Annotated in this window: 17 protein-coding genes and 4 tRNA genes; 5 read left to right on the top strand and 16 right to left on the bottom strand. The window is 58.1% G+C overall.

The genetic code is table 11. The features are described from left to right. Nucleotides 1-107 precede the first annotated feature (107 nt). A complete protein-coding gene (locus CKW30_RS23845; protein WP_095182106.1) occupies nucleotides 108-1,238 on the top strand; it encodes a nitrilase-related carbon-nitrogen hydrolase in 1,131 nt (376 codons plus the stop codon). Between the two features lie 3 nt (nucleotides 1,239-1,241). Then, nucleotides 1,242-2,282 (top strand): AraC family transcriptional regulator, encoded by a 1,041-nt coding sequence (locus tag CKW30_RS23850; RefSeq protein ID WP_095182107.1) that lies wholly within the window; start codon nucleotides 1,242-1,244, stop codon nucleotides 2,280-2,282. Nucleotides 2,283-2,668: 386 nt separating this feature from the next. Here CKW30_RS23850 and CKW30_RS23855 read toward each other — a convergent pair whose 3' ends face one another. The 11 genes from CKW30_RS23855 to CKW30_RS23910 all read right to left on the bottom strand — a co-directional run bounded on the left by CKW30_RS23855 (nucleotide 2,669) and on the right by CKW30_RS23910 (nucleotide 13,669). Next, complete coding sequence (locus tag CKW30_RS23855) at nucleotides 2,669-3,523, bottom strand: DUF2242 domain-containing protein (RefSeq protein WP_095182108.1); 855 nt, start codon at nucleotides 3,521-3,523, stop codon at nucleotides 2,669-2,671. 749 nt (nucleotides 3,524-4,272) lie between these two features. Continuing rightward, nucleotides 4,273-6,144, bottom strand: coding sequence for a SurA N-terminal domain-containing protein (locus CKW30_RS23865; protein WP_095182109.1), 1,872 nt, complete (start codon nucleotides 6,142-6,144; stop codon nucleotides 4,273-4,275). 227 nt (nucleotides 6,145-6,371) lie between these two features. After that, nucleotides 6,372-6,644 carry an HU family DNA-binding protein gene (locus tag CKW30_RS23870; protein WP_016775333.1) on the bottom strand — a complete coding sequence of 91 codons (273 nt, stop codon included), beginning with the start codon at nucleotides 6,642-6,644 and terminating at the stop codon, nucleotides 6,372-6,374. Between the two features lie 149 nt (nucleotides 6,645-6,793). Continuing rightward, on the bottom strand, nucleotides 6,794-9,190 hold the full coding sequence (lon, locus tag CKW30_RS23875; protein ID WP_016775334.1) for an endopeptidase La: 2,397 nt from the start codon (nucleotides 9,188-9,190) through the stop codon (nucleotides 6,794-6,796). Nucleotides 9,191-9,353: 163 nt separating this feature from the next. Beyond that, a complete protein-coding gene (clpX, locus tag CKW30_RS23880) occupies nucleotides 9,354-10,637 on the bottom strand; it encodes an ATP-dependent Clp protease ATP-binding subunit ClpX (RefSeq protein WP_016775335.1) in 1,284 nt (427 codons plus the stop codon). A 112-nt stretch (nucleotides 10,638-10,749) separates the two neighbouring features. Then, complete coding sequence (clpP, locus tag CKW30_RS23885; RefSeq protein ID WP_016775336.1) at nucleotides 10,750-11,385, bottom strand: ATP-dependent Clp endopeptidase proteolytic subunit ClpP; 636 nt, start codon at nucleotides 11,383-11,385, stop codon at nucleotides 10,750-10,752. 92 nt (nucleotides 11,386-11,477) lie between these two features. Beyond that, on the bottom strand, nucleotides 11,478-12,788 hold the full coding sequence (tig, locus tag CKW30_RS23890) for a trigger factor (protein WP_016775337.1): 1,311 nt from the start codon (nucleotides 12,786-12,788) through the stop codon (nucleotides 11,478-11,480). A gap of 401 nt (nucleotides 12,789-13,189) precedes the next feature. Beyond that, a tRNA-His gene (locus CKW30_RS23895) sits at nucleotides 13,190-13,265 on the bottom strand. 77 nt (nucleotides 13,266-13,342) lie between these two features. Next, nucleotides 13,343-13,427 (bottom strand) — tRNA-Leu (locus CKW30_RS23900). Nucleotides 13,428-13,484: 57 nt separating this feature from the next. Next, nucleotides 13,485-13,560, bottom strand: a tRNA-His gene (locus tag CKW30_RS23905). Nucleotides 13,561-13,592: 32 nt separating this feature from the next. Further along, nucleotides 13,593-13,669: transfer RNA gene (locus tag CKW30_RS23910), tRNA-Arg, on the bottom strand. A gap of 275 nt (nucleotides 13,670-13,944) precedes the next feature. Here CKW30_RS23910 and folD point away from each other — a divergent pair. Both folD and pbpG read left to right on the top strand, forming a co-directional pair. Then, nucleotides 13,945-14,799, top strand: a complete 855-nt coding sequence (gene folD / locus CKW30_RS23915) for a bifunctional methylenetetrahydrofolate dehydrogenase/methenyltetrahydrofolate cyclohydrolase FolD (RefSeq protein WP_016775338.1) — start codon at nucleotides 13,945-13,947, stop codon at nucleotides 14,797-14,799. A gap of 230 nt (nucleotides 14,800-15,029) precedes the next feature. Continuing rightward, a complete protein-coding gene (pbpG, locus tag CKW30_RS23920; RefSeq protein WP_095182110.1) occupies nucleotides 15,030-15,968 on the top strand; it encodes a D-alanyl-D-alanine endopeptidase in 939 nt (312 codons plus the stop codon). A 54-nt stretch (nucleotides 15,969-16,022) separates the two neighbouring features. Here pbpG and CKW30_RS23925 read toward each other — a convergent pair whose 3' ends face one another. The 3 genes from CKW30_RS23925 to CKW30_RS23935 form a co-directional block, all read right to left on the bottom strand. After that, nucleotides 16,023-16,229: a hypothetical protein gene (locus CKW30_RS23925; protein WP_095182111.1), complete on the bottom strand. Its 207-nt coding sequence runs from the start codon at nucleotides 16,227-16,229 to the stop codon at nucleotides 16,023-16,025. Between the two features lie 12 nt (nucleotides 16,230-16,241). Next, nucleotides 16,242-16,448: a DUF6021 family protein gene (locus CKW30_RS23930; protein ID WP_056788754.1), complete on the bottom strand. Its 207-nt coding sequence runs from the start codon at nucleotides 16,446-16,448 to the stop codon at nucleotides 16,242-16,244. 90 nt (nucleotides 16,449-16,538) lie between these two features. Then, complete coding sequence (locus CKW30_RS23935; RefSeq protein ID WP_095182112.1) at nucleotides 16,539-17,210, bottom strand: hypothetical protein; 672 nt, start codon at nucleotides 17,208-17,210, stop codon at nucleotides 16,539-16,541. 234 nt (nucleotides 17,211-17,444) lie between these two features. Between CKW30_RS23935 and CKW30_RS27355 the strand changes: the two genes are divergently transcribed. Beyond that, entirely contained in the window at nucleotides 17,445-17,609 is a 165-nt protein-coding gene (locus tag CKW30_RS27355) for a hypothetical protein (RefSeq protein WP_164488349.1), read from the top strand. Nucleotides 17,610-17,798: 189 nt separating this feature from the next. On the opposite strand, the gene CKW30_RS23940 is transcribed toward CKW30_RS27355, so the two are convergent. Beyond that, nucleotides 17,799-18,548 carry a TerC family protein gene (locus CKW30_RS23940; protein WP_056788748.1) on the bottom strand — a complete coding sequence of 250 codons (750 nt, stop codon included), beginning with the start codon at nucleotides 18,546-18,548 and terminating at the stop codon, nucleotides 17,799-17,801. Nucleotides 18,549-18,577: 29 nt separating this feature from the next. Next, nucleotides 18,578-18,820, bottom strand: a complete 243-nt coding sequence (locus CKW30_RS23945) for a hypothetical protein (protein WP_024013465.1) — start codon at nucleotides 18,818-18,820, stop codon at nucleotides 18,578-18,580. Between the last annotated feature and the right edge of the window lie 58 nt (nucleotides 18,821-18,878).

Below are 18,878 nucleotides of genomic sequence, written 5' to 3' on the forward strand. Positions count from 1 at the left end.
ACCGTAACTGACAAGTTATTGATCCAAATGCGCAGCGCCCCTTGGCAACCCGGGCCATGGGCCCTACCCTAGTCGGCACATCCTGTACCCGGCTGTTGTTGGTTTTCATGCGCAAACTTCTGTATCTGTTTTTCTCCATGGCCCTCGTTGCCGCCCTGACCACCTACGCCATGTGGGCGGCAGACCGGCCGGCGGGACATTACCTGTCGGACCTGCGCATCAAGCTCGCCGTCAATCAGGGCACGCCCGGCGACCGTGGCAATCTGCTCGGCATCCAGCCCGAACTGTTCCCCACCGATTACCAAAGCTCCGCACGCCTGCACCGCAAACTCGCGGCGTATCTGCAGCAGGCGCGCGATCAGGGCTTGCTCAACGAAAAAACCGTGGTGGTGTTGCCCGAGCACGTCGGCACCTGGCTGATGGTCAGCGGCGAGAAAGACGAGTTGTATCAGGCGCCAACGCTGGCGGAGGCAATGAACTGGCTGGCGGCGAGCAATCCACTGCTGTTTGCCCGTGCCTGGCTGCGGGCCAAGGGCGAGCAACGCCTGGATGACGCTTATCTGCGGATGAAAGCGAAGGCCATGGCCAAGGATTACCAGGCGCTGTTCGGCGGTCTGGCCAAGGAGTTCCAGGTCACCCTGGTGGCCGGCTCCATCGTGCTGCCGGAGCCAAGCATCCGCGACGGCCGGCTCAAGCCCGGCAGCGGCGCCCTGTTCAACAGCAGCGTGGTGTTTGGTCGCAACGGCGTACCGTTGGGCCAGCCGCAGCGGCAGATGCATCCGATCTTTGATCAGCAAGGTGTGATTCAGGCCGAAGACAAACACGCCATCCAGGTCGTCGACACACCGGCCGGACGCTTGGGCATCCTGATCGGCAGTGACAGCTGGTATCCCGCCAACTACCGCACCCTCGATGAGCAAGGCGCGCAACTGGTGGCGGTGCCGGCGCAGGTTATTGGCCAAGGCGCCTGGGACAAGCCATGGCGTGGCTACAAGGGCTCGAGCACGCCGGGCTCGGTCAGCCTCAAGCCCGGCGACCTCAGTGAAGGTCAGGCCTGGCACCGACTGACCCTCACCGCACAACCACCGAGCAGCCGCGCGATTGCCGGCGTCAGTGTGTTCATGCGCGGGCAGTTCTGGGATAAGTCGAGTACCGGCACAAGCTTCCTCAGCAGCAACGGCCAGCAGTTCGCCGATGGCGAGGCCCGTGGTGCGCGCTTGCTGAACGTCTGGCTGTAAACCATGAAGCCACAGCCGATGCGCCTCGGGGATCTGTCAGTGGGCGTCGTCCATAGTCTGGCCGATGCCGTGCGCAGCCACGACGTCGATCCGCTGCCTCTGCTTGAACAATATGGCCTTGATGCCGCGCGACTGGCCGAGGCCGGGGCGCGCTTGTCGATCCCGCGTTACATGCGCCTCGGCCATGCGGCGATTCAACTCACCGGCGACCCGGCTCTGGGCCTGCGCATGGGCCGGATGATCCGCTTGAATCAGGCCGGTCTGGCCGGCATCACTGCGGCGCAAGCACCCACCGTGCGTGAAGCGGCCCGCTGCCTGACGCGCTTCGAGCCGCTTTACGGCTCGAACTATCGCGGGCAGTCCAGTTTCCACGAAGACGCCAACGGTGCGTGGCTGCGCTTCTACTCGATCAGCCCGTACAACACCTATAACCGCTTCGTGGTCGACTCGATCCTCGCTGGCTGGCTGCATCAGTTGTCGAGCCTGTGCGGCGAAACGTTACGCGCCGAGCGAATCGAAATCGAATTCGAAGCGCCGGATTACCGCGACGCCTACACAATGCTCGGTGAATGCCCGATCCAGTTCAGCGCCGAGCGCAACCAACTGCGCCTGAGCCTGAGCAGCCTCGCCCTGCGCAACCCTGAACACTGCCCGAGCACCTGGCGACATCTGCTGCAATTGTGCGAGCGGGAGCTGGAACAACTGACCCGCACCCGCAGTTTGCGCGAGCGCATCACCCAATTGCTCGGCCCGCTGCTCAATGGCGGCCGCGAGCCGGATCTAGAAGAAGTCGCGGCACGCCTGAAACTGCCGACCTGGACCTTGCGGCGCAAGCTCACTGAGGAAGGCACGCAATTTCGCGCGATCCTCAATGACACACGCCGCGACCTGGCGATGACCTACATCCGCGACACCGAACTGGCATTCGGCGAAATCGCCTACCTGCTGGGCTTCGCCTCAGCTGAAGCCTTCCAGCGCGCATTCAAGCGCTGGAGCGGGCAGACGCCCGGCGAATCCCGACGAAATTACCGCTCGGGAGCCTGAAGCTCAGAGTTCCGTCGCGTCGTCAGCCGGCTCTGGTTGATCCAGTTCAAAGGCCTGGTATTCGAGCAGTTCTTCCTGATACTCATCCATCGTATGAATCCCCCAACTGCTCGCTATGAAAATGGCCTGATCAATCGACCTGTGCCCCGAGCATAAAGTGCCCGTGTGAAGGAAAAGTGAAACGCTGCCTTCATGAATAAAACGTAGCAGGTGGTTGGGGATTTATCGCGGCGATGATGCCGCAGGTGTGTTACCAGATTTTAAGCCAACCCGAAAACCACTGTGGGAGCGAGCCTGCTCGCGAAGCGGTGTGTCAGTCTAATCATCTGTCGACTGATACACCGCTTCGCGAGCAGGCTCGCTCCCACAGGGTTTCGCTTGGTTTCTTATTGGCCCGAAGCCGGCATCGCCGGAATCGGCTCGGATGGTGGCGGAATATCCGGGTTGGTCGGCGGAGTGATGGTTTCGCTGGCCGGCGCTGGCTCTTCCACGGGCGCTGGCGCAGGCGTAATCGGCGTCGACTCCGCTGGGGGCACCATCGGTTCGGAACTCACTGGCGCGGTTTCAACCGGGGCCGGTGCAGTTTCCGCAGCCGGCACGGGGACCGGTTCCGCTGCAGGTGTCGGCGCCAGAGGCGCAGGTGCAGGTGCCGCTTTTGGTTCTGGCACACCAAGATCGGTTTTCGGCTTTTCTTCGATGTGTGCAGCTTTCTTCGCATCGGCGGGCAGGAACTGCTCCACCAGCGTGAAGAAACGCCCGTAGAACTTCTGCGCAATGACCGTCTCACTGGCGACCTTGACCATCGAGTCGTCCGAGGAGCCGATCGGCATCGACACCGAGCCCAACACACCAACCCCGAGGCTGGCCGAGTTGTTGGTCTTCTTCAGCGCATAACGGTCCTGCAAGGCGTTGGCGAACACCGTCGCATGATGCCCGGCGCTGCCATCTTCGGCGCAGACCACGTTGAAGCTGATCTCGAGGTGCGTCTCGCCGGTCTGCTGGAAGCTCTTGTGCCCGCTGACCAGCTTCGGATCACTGCTGGTAATGATGTAGCCCTGACTGAGCAACGCGCGCCGGGCCGCTTCGCAACTGGCGGTGTCGGTTACCGGGTAATTGCGCGAAAAGGTGCCGGAGTCATCGAAGTTCTCATGCTCATAGATCGGCTTGTCCTTCGAACAACCGGCCACCGCAGTCAATAACAGCGCCAGCCCGACAACACGCATGGGAGTGGAAATCAACATTGAACATCCTGAGGGAAAACAGTCCGGGGCGTATTGTGCAACAGATCGTTGCCCCATGGCGCATGGAATAGTGTCAAGAATCGGTTACAACTTTACCGGTCATGGCCGTCAGGAAAAAGCCGCGTGGACAAATGATCGATCAACGCGCGCAATTTCGCCATGGCTTGTCGGCTCGACGGCCATAACACCCCAGAACCGACCGGCGTGTTCTAAAGCAAAAGAAAGGTAAAAACTCAAGATCAGGTAGGCTGCCAAGCCGCCTTCGCGAGCAGGCTCGCTCCCACAAAAGCAAAAGCAAAGCAGCGCAGCTGCCCGCGGCAAAGCCGCCCCACTCAACAATGAGCGCAAGCTCGAGTGCTTCTGATCCTGCTTTTGATCCACCGGCGACGTCGGAAGGCTGAGCGGAGGGATTGATCCGGGCGTGGGAGCGCAGCGACCGTCTGACGCAGCCAGACACAGCGGAAGGAGGTGCAGCGAAGCAAACCGGAGCCGCTGCGCCCGGATCTATCCCGCAGCGAAGGAACCCGAGCCTGCGAGGGCCGAACGTAGGAGCAAGCCTATTTGGGTACTTTTTCGGCGTCTGGAAAAAATGCCTCGCCGTAAGGGCGAAACCACCAGCCGCCGCACCCGAAGAAACGGATATTCACCCAAACCACCCAGAGCATGGCCGGCCCAAAGGCCGCCAAGCCACCAAAAACAAAAAAGCCCCGACCATCAGGCCGGGGCTCCTTCAAACGTCAGTCAAAAGATCAGAACCGCTCGATCTTCGCCTCAGCTTCCAGTTGCTTGCGATACGCCGCAAAGTCCTGCTGCCCTTCACGGGAAGCCAGGAAGCGACGATATTGCGCCTTCTCTTCATCAGTAGGCGCAGCAGCTTCGTTAACACCGTTGAGGCGCACCACCATCAGGCTGCCATCCGGCAAGGTAACGCTGGAGAACGTCGGCTTGTCCTTGGCAGCCGGCTTCGGCATACGGAACAGTGCCTGCAGCACAGCCGGATCAACCCCTTCCTGACCACGGGTGGCCGCTTCGGTGATCTTCCAGTTCTGACCGTCAATGGCCTTGTCCAGCGGCGCCTTGCCGTCGCGCAGATCAGCGATCAGCTTCTCGGCACGGGTCTTGGCCTCGGCACTGGCATGCTCCTTGGTCAACTGAGTGCGGATCGCCGCGCTCACGCTTTCCAGTGGCAATTGCGCAGGCTTGAGATGCTCCTTGGCGCGCAGCACGATCACGGTTTCCGGGTCCAGCTCGATGGCGGTGCTGTTGGCACCTTCATCAATCACTTCCGGACTGAACGCGGCAGTGACCACGGCACGGTTGGCTGCAACACCTTCGCCACCTTCACGGCCGAACGGCTTGGAAGTGTGCACAGTCAGTTTCAGATCTGCTGCTGGCTGCGCCAGGTCAGAAGCTTCGAACGCCGAGTCTTCCAGTTGCTTGGTCGCCTCAACGAAACGCTGCTCGACCTGAGCGGCTTTCAGCTCGCGGGTCAGCTTGTCTTTCAGGCTGGCCAGGGTCGGCACTTCAGGCGCTTCCACGCCCAACAGCTTGATCAGGTGATAACCGAAGTCGGTACGAATGGGCTCGGACACCTGGTCTTTCGACAAGGAGTACAGCGCTTTTTCGAAAGCCGGGTCGTAAACGCCAGGACCGGCATAACCAAGGTCACCACCATTGTTGGCGGAACCCGGATCCTGCGAGAATTCCTTGGCCAACGCTTCGAACTTCTCGCCCTTGGCCAGACGCGCCTGGACTTCGTCGATCTTCGCCTTTGCCTGCGCTTCGGTAGTCTTGTCGTTCACTTCGATGAGGATGTGCGCGGCACGACGCTGTTCCGACAGGTTGGCGATCTCTTTCTGGTAAGCCGCCTCAAGATCTTCATCCTTGACCGCAACCTGATCGAAGAACGACGATTTCTTCAGCTCGACGTAATCGACGATCACCTGATCCGGCGTCATGAATTCCTTGGCGTGCTCGTCGTAGTAAGCCTTGACCTCGTCATCGGTCAGCTTGACCGCAGCCGGGTCGGCCTTGACGTTAAGAGTGGCGAAATCACGGGTCTGTTTTTCCAGACGGGCAAAAGCCAGCACTTCGGCGTCGGTGACGAAACCGCTGCCGGCAACACCAGCGCGCAACTGGCCGATAAGCATTTCCTGAGCCAGCATCTGACGGAACTGCATGCGGCTGTAGCCCAGTTGACGGATCACCTGGTCGAAGCGCTCGGAGCTGAACTTGCCGTCGACCTGGAATTCAGGCGTCTGCAGGATCACTTGATCCAGCGCGGCTTCGGAGAACGAGAACTTCGCCTGTTCGGCGCCTTGCAGCAGCAACTTGCGGTCGATCAGGCCTTTGAGCGCCGATTCGCGGAGCATTTTTTCGTCGAGCAAGGACGCATCGAAGTCCTTGCCCAGTTGTTGCATCAGCTGACGGCGTTGCATATCAACGGCCTGGCTCAGCTCGTTCTGGCTGATTTCGTCACCGTTGACCTTGGCCGCCTCGTTCTTGTGAGTCGTGGCCTGGAAAATGGCATCGAAACCGGTCAGGGCCATCAGTGCAACGATGACCCCGATAATGGTCTTGGCAATCCAGCCTTGTGAATTGTCCCTGATATTTTGCAGCATGCGTCCCCCAGAAACGGTTGAACTTCAATTTAGGCAACCGTGGAGCGTGGGTAGAATCCGGATAGAAGAAAGGCGCATCCGAGGATGCGCCTTCTCGTAACTGGCGGAGCGGACAGGGCTCGAACCCTCGATCCCGGCGTTACAGGTGCCTGTTCCAGCCACCTGCTCTACCGCTCCGCTGCCAAGTCAGGCTTGACCCCGACCCGGATGGGTAAAAACCTGGAAACTCAGTTAACAGCTTCTTTCAGCGCTTTACCGGCTTTGAAACCTGGCTTCTTGGCAGCCGGGATTTCCAGAGACTTGCCAGTTTGCGGGTTGCGACCGGTACGAGCCGGACGGTCAGTCACGGAGAAAGTACCGAAACCAACCAGAACAACGGAGTCGCCAGCCTTCAGAGCGCCAGTGACGGATTCGATTACAGCGTCCAGCGCACGGCCAGCAGCAGCTTTCGGGATATCAGCGGATGCAGCGATAGCATCAATCAGTTCCGACTTGTTCACTCTAAGTCCCCTTATATCTATTTTGAGATGTTTCTAAGTTTTTTGGTGAAAGCAAAAACGAGTGCTGAATGGCCTACAGACACTTAAGAGCCGCTTTATAACAAGGGCTCTAAAATGCTGTCAAGGAAAGCCCCCCAGGCTAAAACGTATTAATGCGTGCTAATTCTTTCCTTGGCATCAGACTCGCGTTTTTCGTCCTTGGCAACTATCTCCGGAGCCACATCCGGCAAGGGCTCCGGCGCGTATTGCAGCGCAATTTGCAGGACCTCGTCAATCCATTTAACCGGCTTGATCTGCAGATCCTGCTTGATATTGTCAGGAATCTCCTTCAGATCGCGGACGTTTTCTTCCGGAATAATCACAATCTTGATTCCGCCGCGGTGAGCCGCCAGCAGTTTTTCTTTCAAACCGCCAATTGCCAGCACTTGCCCACGCAGAGTGATCTCACCGGTCATGGCGACATCGGCGCGCACCGGAATACCGGTCAATGCCGAAACCAACGCCGTGCACATACCGACGCCAGCACTTGGGCCGTCTTTCGGCGTCGCGCCTTCCGGCATGTGAATGTGCGTGTCGCGCTTCTCGTGGAAGTCGAGCGGGATGCCCAGGCTCTTGGCGCGGCTGCGCACAACGGTCTGTGCGGCAGTGATCGATTCGACCATCACATCACCGAGCGAACCGGTCTTGATCAGTTGACCTTTACCCGGAATCACTGCGGCTTCGATGGTCAGCAATTCACCGCCAACCTGAGTCCACGCCAGGCCAGTCACCTGCCCCACCTGATCCTGCTGCTCGGCCAGGCCGTAGCGGAACTTGCGCACGCCGAGGAAATGCTCGAGCAGGTCAGCTGTCACTTTTACCGAGAAGCGTTTTTCCAGCGCATGCTCTTTGACTGCCTTGCGGCAGACCTTGGCGATCTGTCGCTCGAGCCCCCGCACGCCCGCTTCACGGGTGTAATAACGGATGATGTCGCGGATCGCTTCCTCATCGAATTCCAGCTCGCCCTTCTTCAGACCATTGGCGGCGATCTGTTTCGGCGAGAGGTATTTCACAGCGATGTTGATCTTCTCGTCTTCGGTGTAACCCGGCAGACGGATGACTTCCATCCGGTCCAGCAGCGCTGGCGGGATATTCATCGAGTTCGAGGTGCACAGGAACATCACATCAGAGAGGTCGTAATCGACTTCCAGATAGTGATCGTTGAAGTTGTGATTTTGCTCGGGATCAAGCACTTCCAGCAACGCCGAAGCCGGATCGCCACGCATATCGCTGCCCATTTTGTCGATTTCATCGAGCAGGAACAGCGGGTTGCGTACGCCCACTTTTGTCATCTTTTGAATCAATCTACCCGGCATCGAACCGATGTAAGTCCGGCGGTGACCACGAATTTCCGCTTCGTCACGCACGCCGCCCAAGGCCATACGTACGAATTTGCGATTGGTGGCGTGGGCAATCGATTCCGCCAGCGAGGTTTTACCCACACCTGGAGGACCAACCAGGCACAACACCGGGCCACGGATTTTCTTCACGCGCTTCTGCACGGCGAGGTATTCAAGGATGCGCTCCTTGACCTCTTCGAGGCCGTAGTGATCGGCGTCGAGAATGTCTTCTGCACGGGCCAGGTCGAGGCGTACTTTGCTCTGCGCCTTCCACGGCACCTGCACCAGCCAGTCGATGTAGGAACGCACCACAGTGGCTTCAGCCGACATCGGCGACATCTGCTTGAGCTTGTTCAGCTCAGCGGTGGCCTTGGCTAGCGCGTCTTTCGGCAAGCCGGCAGCATCGATGCGCTTTTTCAGCTCTTCGATTTCGTTGTGGCCTTCGTCGCCGTCACCGAGTTCTTTCTGAATGGCCTTCATCTGCTCATTCAGATAGTACTCGCGCTGGCTGCGCTCCATCTGCTTTTTGACGCGACCGCGAATGCGCTTTTCAACCTGCAGCAGGTCGATTTCGGCATCCAGCAGCGCCAGCACGTGCTCGACACGGGCCGACAGATCGATGATCTCGAGGATTTCCTGCTTCTGCTCGATTTTCAGCGCCATGTGCGCGGCCATGGTGTCGACCAGACGACCGGGCTCATCGATGCTGTTGAGCGACGACAGGACTTCAGCCGGAACCTTCTTGCCCAGCTGGACGTATTGTTCGAACTGCGACAGCAGCGTGCGCACGAAGACTTCCGACTCGCGCTCGGCGGCGTCGACTTCTTCGATCAGAGAAACTTCGGCGCGGCAGTGGCCATCGACTTCGCTGAAGCGCTCGACAGTACCACGCTGCTCGCCTTCGACCAGAACCTTGACGGTGCCGTCAGGCAGCTTCAGCAGCTGCAGAACCGTGGCAATTGTACCTACGCGATAGAGAGCGTCTTCACCGGGATCATCGTCAGCCGGGTTTCGCTGGGCCAGCAGCAGAATCTGCTTGTCACCCGTCATCGCTGCCTCGAGGGCTTCGATGGATTTCTCGCGCCCCACGAACAGCGGGATAACCATGTGCGGATAAACCACGACATCACGCAATGGCAGGAGAGGCAATTCGATGGTTGTCTTCATGATTTCGCCTCTACGGCGGCCGTATGGCCGTAATCAGATGGAATTAAGCTTGAAACCAAGATGGGGGCTGCCTCGAAAAAAAACAAGCGCAAAGCGGAGGTAAAAAACGACTTAAAAAAAAAGAGGCCCGAAGGCCCCTTCTTTGTTGCGGCGCTGTGAACGCTTACGCGTCCGGCGCTGCCTTGGCCGTCGGCTCACTGTTTTCGTAGATATACAGTGGCTTGGACTTGCCTTCGATGACGCTTTCATCGATCACGACTTTGCTCACCTCGGACTGCGAGGGGATCTCATACATCGTGTCGAGCAGCACACCTTCGAGAATCGAACGCAGGCCACGGGCACCGGTTTTACGTTCCAGGGCACGCTTGGCGACCGATTTCAGCGCGTCGGAACGGAATTCCAGATCCACGCCTTCCATCTCGAACAGCTTGGCATACTGTTTGGTCAGAGCATTTTTCGGCTCGGTGAGGATTTGCATCAGCGCAGCCTCGTCGAGCTCGTCCAGTGTCGCCAGGACCGGCAGACGACCGACGAATTCCGGGATCAGACCGAACTTGACCAGATCGTCAGGCTCGACTTCACGCAGGGATTCACCGACCTTCTTGCCTTCTTCCTTGCTGCGCACTTCGGCGTTGAAGCCGATGCCGCCTTTGGTGGAACGGTTCTGAATGACCTTTTCCAGGCCGGAGAACGCACCACCGCAGATGAACAGGATGTTACGGGTGTCGACCTGCAGGAATTCCTGCTGCGGATGCTTGCGGCCACCTTGCGGCGGTACCGAAGCGACCGTGCCTTCGATCAACTTGAGCAAGGCCTGCTGCACGCCTTCACCGGAAACATCACGGGTGATCGACGGGTTGTCGGACTTGCGGGAAATCTTGTCGATTTCGTCGATGTAGACAATGCCCATCTGGGCTTTCTCTACGTCGTAATCGCACTTCTGCAGCAGCTTCTGAATGATGTTCTCGACATCTTCACCCACGTAACCGGCCTCGGTGAGGGTAGTTGCGTCAGCGATGGTGAACGGAACGTTCAGCAAGCGGGCCAGTGTTTCGGCCAGCAGGGTTTTACCGGAGCCTGTCGGGCCGATCAGCAGAATGTTGCTCTTGCCGAGTTCGACGTCGTCAGCCTTTTTGTCACGCTGGTTCAGGCGCTTGTAGTGGTTGTACACCGCTACGGCCAAAACCTTTTTCGCACGCTCCTGACCAATGACGTACTGGTCAAGGATGCCGCTGATTTCTTTAGGCGAAGGCAATTTATGCGCGCTGCTTTCGGCCTGTGCTTCCTGCACCTCCTCGCGGATGATGTCATTGCACAGGTCGACGCACTCGTCGCAGATAAAGACCGAGGGGCCGGCAATCAATTTGCGCACTTCATGCTGGCTTTTGCCACAGAAGGAGCAATAGAGCAGCTTGCCGTTGTCCTCGCCGTTGCGGGTGTCAGTCATTCGTTCGATCCAAATCCGATAGGCTTGCAACACAAGATGAAGGCTATTGCGGGCTTTTTCAAGCCCGCCGCTGATCGGACATGCCGATCAGGCCTGTTTTGCGCTGCTTATATTAAGCTGGACGCTGGTTGATCACTTCGTCGATCAGGCCGTATTCCTTCGCAGCTTCAGCACTCATGAAGTTGTCGCGATTGGTATCGCGCTCGATTTCTTCCAGAGTACGGCCGCTGTGCTTGGCCATCAGCATGTTCAGACGCTCGCGGATGAAGAGGATTTCCTTGGCGTGGATTTCGATGTCCGACGCCTGGCCCTGGAAACCGCCCAGTGGCTGGTGAATCATCACGCGCGAGTTCGGCAGGCAGAAACGCTTGCCCGGAGCACCTGCGGTGAGCAGAAATGCGCCCATGCTGCAGGCCTGACCGATGCAGGTGGTCGATACGTTCGGCTTGATGAACTGCATGGTGTCGTAGATCGACATGCCGGCAGTCACCGAACCGCCCGGCGAGTTGATGTACAGATGGATGTCCTTGTCCGGGTTTTCCGCTTCAAGGAACAGCAGTTGCGCACAGATCAGGTTGGCCATGTAGTCCTCTACCGGGCCCACCAGAAAGATCACTCGCTCCTTGAGCAGGCGCGAGTAGATGTCGTAGGCACGTTCGCCACGAGCGGACTGCTCGACAACCATCGGGACCAGGCCGCCGGCGGCCTGGATATCAGAGTTCTGCTGAATATAAGAATTACGGAACATGCTCTGCAGTCGCTCCCAAATAGTTATGTCTTGAATACGCATAAGCCAGCTCGAGAGCTGGCTTATGGTGTGCACTTCTAACGCAAAATCAATCAGTCGGCTGCTGGAGCTTCTACCGGCTTGACTGCTTCTTCGTAGGAGACCGATTTGTCGGTCACACTAGCTTTCTGCAGAACAGTATCCACAACTTGTTCTTCCAGCACAACCGAACGCACTTCGTTCAGTTGCTGCTCGTTTTTGTAGTACCACGACACGACCTGCTCTGGCTCCTGGTAAGCGGAAGCCATTTCCTGAATCATTTCGCGAACGCGAGCTTCATCAGGCTTCAGATCGAACTGCTTGACTACTTCAGCAACGATCAGGCCCAGCACGACGCGGCGCTTGGCTTGCTCTTCGAACAGCTCGGCCGGCAGTTGGTCTGGCTTGATGTTGCCGCCGAACTGCTGAACAGCCTGCACGCGCAGACGGTCAACTTCGTTGGATAGCAGAGCCTTTGGCACTTCGATCGGGTTGGTGGCCAGCAGACCGTCCATTACCTGATTCTTGACCTTGGATTTGATTGCCTGACGCAGTTCACGCTCCATGTTCTTGCGAACTTCGGTGCGGAAGCCGTCGATGCCGCTTTCCTTGATGCCGAATTGAGCGAAGAACTCTTCGTTCAGCTCAGGCAGCTTAGGCTCGGACACAGTGTTGACGGTCACGGTGAACTCGGCGGTTTTGCCAGCCAGATCCAGGTTCTGATAGTCCTCAGGGAAGGTCAGGTTCAGAACGCGTTCTTCGCCGGCTTTAGCGCCAACCAGGCCTTCTTCGAAGCCCGGGATCATACGGCCGGAACCCAGTACCAGCTGAGTGCCCTTGGCGGAGCCGCCAGCGAACACTTCGCCGTCAACCTTGCCAACGAAATCGATGTTCAGCTGGTCTTCGTTCTGAGCAGCGCGGTCGGCCACTTCGAAACGGGTGTTCTGCTTGCGCAGGATGTCGAGCATCTTGTCCAGATCAGCGTCAGCCACTTCAGCGCTCAGACGCTCAACGGTGATGCCTTCGAAGCCAGCAACGGTGAACTCAGGGAAGACTTCGAATACAGCAACGTATTCCAGATCCTTGCCCGCTTCGAGCGACTTTGGCTCGATCGAAGGCGAACCGGCAGGGTTGAGCTTCTGCTCGACCACAGCTTCGTAGAAGGAAGACTGGATGACGTCGCCTACCGCTTCCTGACGCGCATCAGCACCGAAACGGCGCTTGATTTCGCTCATTGGCACTTTGCCTGGACGGAAGCCAGCAATTTTGGCCTTTTGGGCAGTCTGCTGCAGACGCTTGTTGACCTGAGTCTCGATGCGCTCTGCCGGCACGGTGACGCTCATGCGGCGCTCGAGAGCAGTAGTATTTTCAACAGAAACTTGCATGGATATTCCTCGTTGCACAGACGTTAGCCGGCCGTTTCCGACCCCAGAATCAAGGGCATGCATTCTAGTGGGTCAAACTCAAGAAGTCACCCTACTGGAAACGGGTAAAAAAACAGCAGGCAATTTATAGGGAGCGCCGCACGAATGCCGTGCACTCCACTGGCGAATACAAGCGATCACGTCAGGGCTCTGCAACAACGCTTCTATATATAGAAGCAACTACCAGATAGGCCCCGACAGGCGTTCCGGCAAAACCGGAACGACGAGCAGTTCAGCGTCATCCGATCCTTTAAAAGCGATGAAGTGCCCTGCCCTGCGCCTCGAAATCGGCCATGGCCGGATTTCGAAACCGCTAAAACAAAAAAGGCGCCAGACTGTTAAATCTGGCGCCTTTCGAAATATGGGGTGGACGATGGGGATCGAACCCACGACAACGGGAGTCACAATCCCGTGCTCTACCAACTGAGCTACGCCCACCATATTGCGTAACAAAAAAGCCAAACAACTTCTTTGTCGAAACTTCATCAGGCCCTAGGCACAGGTGAAGCTTTATTTGGTGCGGATGAAGAGACTCGAACTCTTACGCCTCGCGGCGCTGGAACCTAAATCCAGTGTGTCTACCAATTCCACCACATCCGCGGATGAAGCTTTTAAAGCAAAGGCGCCAGACCGTTAAATCTGGCGCCTTTCGAAATATGGGGTGGACGATGGGGATCGAACCCACGACAACGGGAGTCACAATCCCGTGCTCTACCAACTGAGCTACGCCCACCATATCGCGTTACTTGTGCCAAAGCTGCCTAATGGCGCACCCGGCAGGACTCGAACCTGCGACCATCCGCTTAGAAGGCGGATGCTCTATCCAGCTGAGCTACGGGCGCCTTGTTAATCTGTACTCTTAAAGGACTACAAACTAAGTGCTTTCCAGCGTCGCAGAACCTTGATTCCGCTTCACCTTCTTAACCAGTGCTAGGCTGTGCCCGACAAGTGCGACGAATAGTATAGAGGGCTCCAAAGGTCGTCAAATCCTTTTTGAAAAAAATTCATTTAATTAAAGGAGTTAGAGGAATTTGCTGACCAAGCGCCTTTGCCCTCACCGCTCGACATGCGAGAATGCGTTCTCATTTTTTCCCCTCTCGATGGTTAATCACGCGCAATGACTGCACAACTAATCGACGGCAAATCGATCGCCGCCAGCCTGCGCCAGCAGATCGCCCAACGAGTTGCCGAGCGTCGCCAGCAAGGCCTGCGCACGCCCGGCCTCGCGGTGATCCTGGTCGGCAGCGATCCTGCCTCTCAGGTTTATGTCTCGCACAAGCGTAAAGACTGTGAAGAGGTTGGCTTCCTCTCTCAAGCCTACGACCTGCCCTCCGACACCACTCAGGACGCCCTGACCGATCTGATCGATCGCCTCAACGACGATCCGGCTATCGACGGCGTTCTCCTGCAGTTGCCTCTGCCCGAACACCTCGACGCGTCCAAGCTGCTGGAACGCATCCGCCCGGACAAAGACGTCGACGGCTTCCACCCGTACAACGTCGGTCGCCTGGCCCAGCGTATTCCGCTGCTGCGCCCCTGCACCCCGAAAGGCATCATGACCTTGCTGGAAAGCACTGGCGCTGATCTTTACGGGATGGACGCGGTAGTCGTGGGCGCCTCCAATATCGTCGGTCGCCCGATGGCCATGGAATTGCTGCTGGCCGGCTGCACCGTCACTGTGACTCACCGCTTCACCAAGGATCTGGCGGGCCACGTCGGCCGCGCTGATCTGGTGGTCGTTGCCGCCGGCAAGCCGGGCCTGGTCAAGGGCGAGTGGATCAAGGAAGGCGCGATCGTGATCGACGTCGGCATCAACCGTCAGGACGACGGCAAACTGGTCGGTGATGTCGTTTACGAAACCGCCCTGCCCCGCGCCGGCTGGATCACCCCGGTACCGGGCGGCGTTGGCCCGATGACCCGCGCCTGCCTGCTGGAAAACACGCTCTACGCCGCAGAAACCCTGCACGTCTGACCGGGTTTTTACGCCGCATCAGAACCCCGCCTCGTGCGGGGTTTTTCTTGCCTGAGAAAAAACTTCAACCGTTCGCCGGAAACCGCTCTTTTTACAGGCCTTTTCACGAGATTTTCAGGTCTTACAAACAACCATCGACAGTTCTTCAGCCATACTCCTAAAATGCGCCGGTTTTGAGAAATAACCCGTTACAAACTAACGGTATATCCAACCTTTTAGAGTTCGCCCGCGTGAAAATTCGTCTCTCGATTCTGAGCCTGTTGTTTGCTGTTACAGGCACATTCATCACGCCAACGATCAACGCTGCGGAAACCACCGCTGCTCCACGTGACGCTTCGACATTGAAGATCGCGTCTGGCAGCGCCCTGCTCATGGATATGCAGACCAACAAAGTCATTTATTCCAGCAACCCTGACGTGATCGTGCCGATCGCTTCCGTCAGCAAGCTGATGACTGGCCTGGTCGTGGTAGAAGCTCGACAGAACATGGACGAATGGATCGATGTCGATATCAGGAACACCCCGGAAATGAAGGGTGTGTTCTCCCGGGTCAAACTCAAGAGTGAGCTGCCGCGCCGCGAGATGCTGCTGATCGCCTTGATGTCTTCGGAAAACCGCGCCGCCGCCAGCCTCGCGCACCACTATCCGGGTGGCTACGCTGCTTTTATTGCGGCAATGAACGCCAAGGCCAAGGCGCTGGGCATGACCAGCACGCACTTTGTCGAGCCGACCGGGCTGTCAGAGCGCAACGTTTCCACCGCCCGCGACCTGAGCAAATTGCTGGTGGCCGCGCACAAGCAACCGCTTCTGGTGCAACTGACCACCACCAAGGAAAAGACCGTGGCGTTCCGCAAGCCCAACTACACCTTGGGCTTCCGCAATACCGACCACTTGGTCAATAAGGCCGATTGGGACATCAAGATTACCAAGACCGGTTTTACCAACCCGGCCGGCCATTGCCTGGTGCTGGTGACGAAGATGGGCAACCGTCCGGTCGCCCTGGTGATTCTCGATGCGTTTGGCAAATACACGCATTTTGCCGACGCCAGCCGTATCCGCAGCTGGGTGGAAACCGGGCGCAGCGCCAACGTGCCTGCCGTGGCACAGCAATACAAAGCCGACAAGAACCTCAAGAGCCGTCAGAGCGGCGTGGTCGAGGCGGCGAAGTAGACCCAGCAATCATGAAAAAGCCCCGAATGTTCGGGGCTTTTTTTCGTCTGCGCGTCAGTCGTTGGGCAGCGGCATCTTGTCGTCATCGGGGATGCCATCGCCCGAGCTCGGCTCTGGCGAAACGTCCGGCGTCAGCACATTTGGCCGCGCCATCGGGTCGCGCATCGGGCTGTCCGGGTCCAGCACCGGATCAACCTCCGGCTCCGGCATGGTCGGTACGCTGTCAGGTTTGTGGTCATCGAAGCTTGAATCGGTACTCATACGCACCTCACATCAAGGTTTCAGATCGGCTAACGGATCATAGGGCTTGGCCGGTTTCTTCGGATCTTCACCGGGCTCGACATCCTGCGGGGCCTTAGCCGGACCGACCGGATCAACTTGCGGATCCTCGAGGTCCGGCGAATCCGGATCGAAGCCCAGATCATCGCCCGAGGAATGTTCGGACGAGTGTGGGCCTTTCGGGGTTTGGGAATCTGCCATGTTGCCTCCTTGATTCACCCGCGAAGCACGGGCATTAATCTTCAGAGGCCGGCCCGGCGCAGTCGTGCCCGGCAGATGACGAACGGAGGTTTATTGCGCCGCCAGAGCCTTTCGCGCCTGCGCCGCAGCGTTTTCTTCACCGGCCTGCGCCAGTTCATCGGCGGCTTTCAGCCAACGGGAGCGGTCGACGGCTGCCGGGATCTGCGACGGTTTCTGAATCAGGATCGCCCAGCCACCGGCCTTTTCGAGCGCTGCTTGAAAGCTGCCGAAATCCATCAACTGCCGACGATTCATGCCGGCGCGCAGCAGGACCTTCTGTTTGTTGCGGTCGTAGCCGGACAGGATCGCGTAACGCGGCTCGGCCCAGAATGCCGAACCTTCGCTGAAACGTACCATGACCGGGTAGCCCGCCGCGACCTGGGTCAGCAAGGCTGGCAGCTGGCTGTCGAGCGGATAAACCACCAGGCCATATTCGCGGGCAAGGTTCTGCATGTTTTGCTGAAGCTTGTCCTCAGCCCCCGGCAAGTGCAGCGGTTTTTCCAGAAGGCCCGGGGTGATGACGATGCCTTGTTGCGACAGCAGACTGGCGAGCACCTGCGGCCCACTCTGGTTGGCTTCGCCACGATAGAAGGTGCCACTGAGTTCAACCCGCTCTGGCAAGCGTTTGACTTCTAGCGCTACGTTGCCCGCACATCCGCTCAGCACCACCGCGCAAGCGCCGGCAAGCAACGCTCCGCGCACTCGAGAAAATACCTGAACCATCGTCACTCTCTTCCAGACGCCGGTCATCGTGTTCCGGCAACGCCAGCGATCATAGAGCCGCACCCGCCTGCGGTATAGCCTTAAACCGCAGAGCGGGCGATTGCATAGAGCAAACTGATTGGTCACTAACGACCTTTGGTCAATAGCTTGAAACACCCCATTGACTAGACTGTCACTGAAATAGAGCGAATTGCGAAAAGCGAGCGCCCGACGCAGGGCGAAGAGGAGGCACCAATGAGCCTGACCATGACCATCGTGATGTTGATAGCCGGCTGGCTGGCCGTGGCGACTGCCATGTTGTGGGGTGTGCTGCGGATTTCGCGGCGGCATCATCCGGTGCAGACGATGCCGGTTGAGAAAACAGAGAAGCATCCAGTGCGGCACGCTGCTGCGCATTGAAGATCAAGAGCCCCTCACCCTGGCCCTCTCCCGGAGGGAGAGGGAACTGACCGGCCCCCTCTCCCTCGGGAGAGGGCTGGGCGGGCGGCGTTCCGATGAGGGGCAAGCTCTAAACCACACCCCCAACATCAAAGCGAAAAAAAACCGCCTGAGCTCAACAGCCCAGGCGGTTTTTTGTGTTCTCAGCGATTACGCCTGCTGAACAACCTTCTTCTGCTTCGCCCGGCGCGACAGCATGTTCAACACTTCGATACCGGCCGAGAACGCCATGGCCGCGTACACATAACCTTTCGGAACATGGGCGCCGAAGCCTTCGGCGATCAGCGTCATGCCGATCATGATCAGGAAGCCCAGCGCCAGCATGACCACGGTCGGGTTGTCGTTGATGAACTTGGCCAGCGGATCAGCCGCCAGCAGCATCACCAGCACCGACACCACCACCGCGATGATCATGATCGGCAAGTGTTCGGTCATGCCGACAGCGGTAATGATGCTGTCGATCGAGAACACCATGTCGAGCATCAGGATCTGACCGATGGCCGCGGCAAAACCCAGGGTTACGGTCGAAGTCGCGGTCTTCGGGTCTTCCGGCGACGGGTCCATGCTGTGATGGATCTCGGTCGTGGCCTTCCACACCAGGAACAGGCCACCGGCGATCAGGATCATGTCCTTCCAGGAGAACGCCTGGCCAAGGATTTCGATCACAGGCTCGGTCAACTGCACGATGAACGCGATGGTGCTCAACAGGGCCAGACGCAGAATCAGGGCCATGCCGATACCGATACGACGCGCCTTCTGCCGATGCTGTTCGGGCAATTTGTTGGTCAGGATCGAAATAAAGATCAGGTTATCGATGCCGAGCACGATTTCCATTACCACCAGTGTGGCCAAAGCAACCCAAGCGGTGGGGCTGGCGGCGAGTTCTAACAGATATTCCATGGGTCAGTCCTGACTCTGTGTAAGACGGTTTAGATGGTCTTGGAGGAAGATTCGGATTCTTCCGCTTGTTTTTCCGGTGTTTCTTTTTTCTCGATCAAACCACCAGTGGCATCGCTGAGCGCTTGCTCAGCGGCTTTATGGGTGTCGTCGATTGCTTGTTTGGCGGTTTCAGCCGCCGCGCCCATCAGTTGTTGGGCGCTTTTTTCCGCCTGATCACAACCGGCCAGAACCAGTAAAGACGCAAACATCACTGCGGGAAATGTGTATTTCATAAGGTTTCCTTCGAATGAACAGACAGGCGCACACACCGGCCGTCGATGGCTGGGCATT

This window comes from Pseudomonas sp. Irchel 3F6 (assembly GCF_900187595.1).
Taxonomy (GTDB): Bacteria; Pseudomonadota; Gammaproteobacteria; order Pseudomonadales; family Pseudomonadaceae; genus Aquipseudomonas; species Aquipseudomonas siliginis.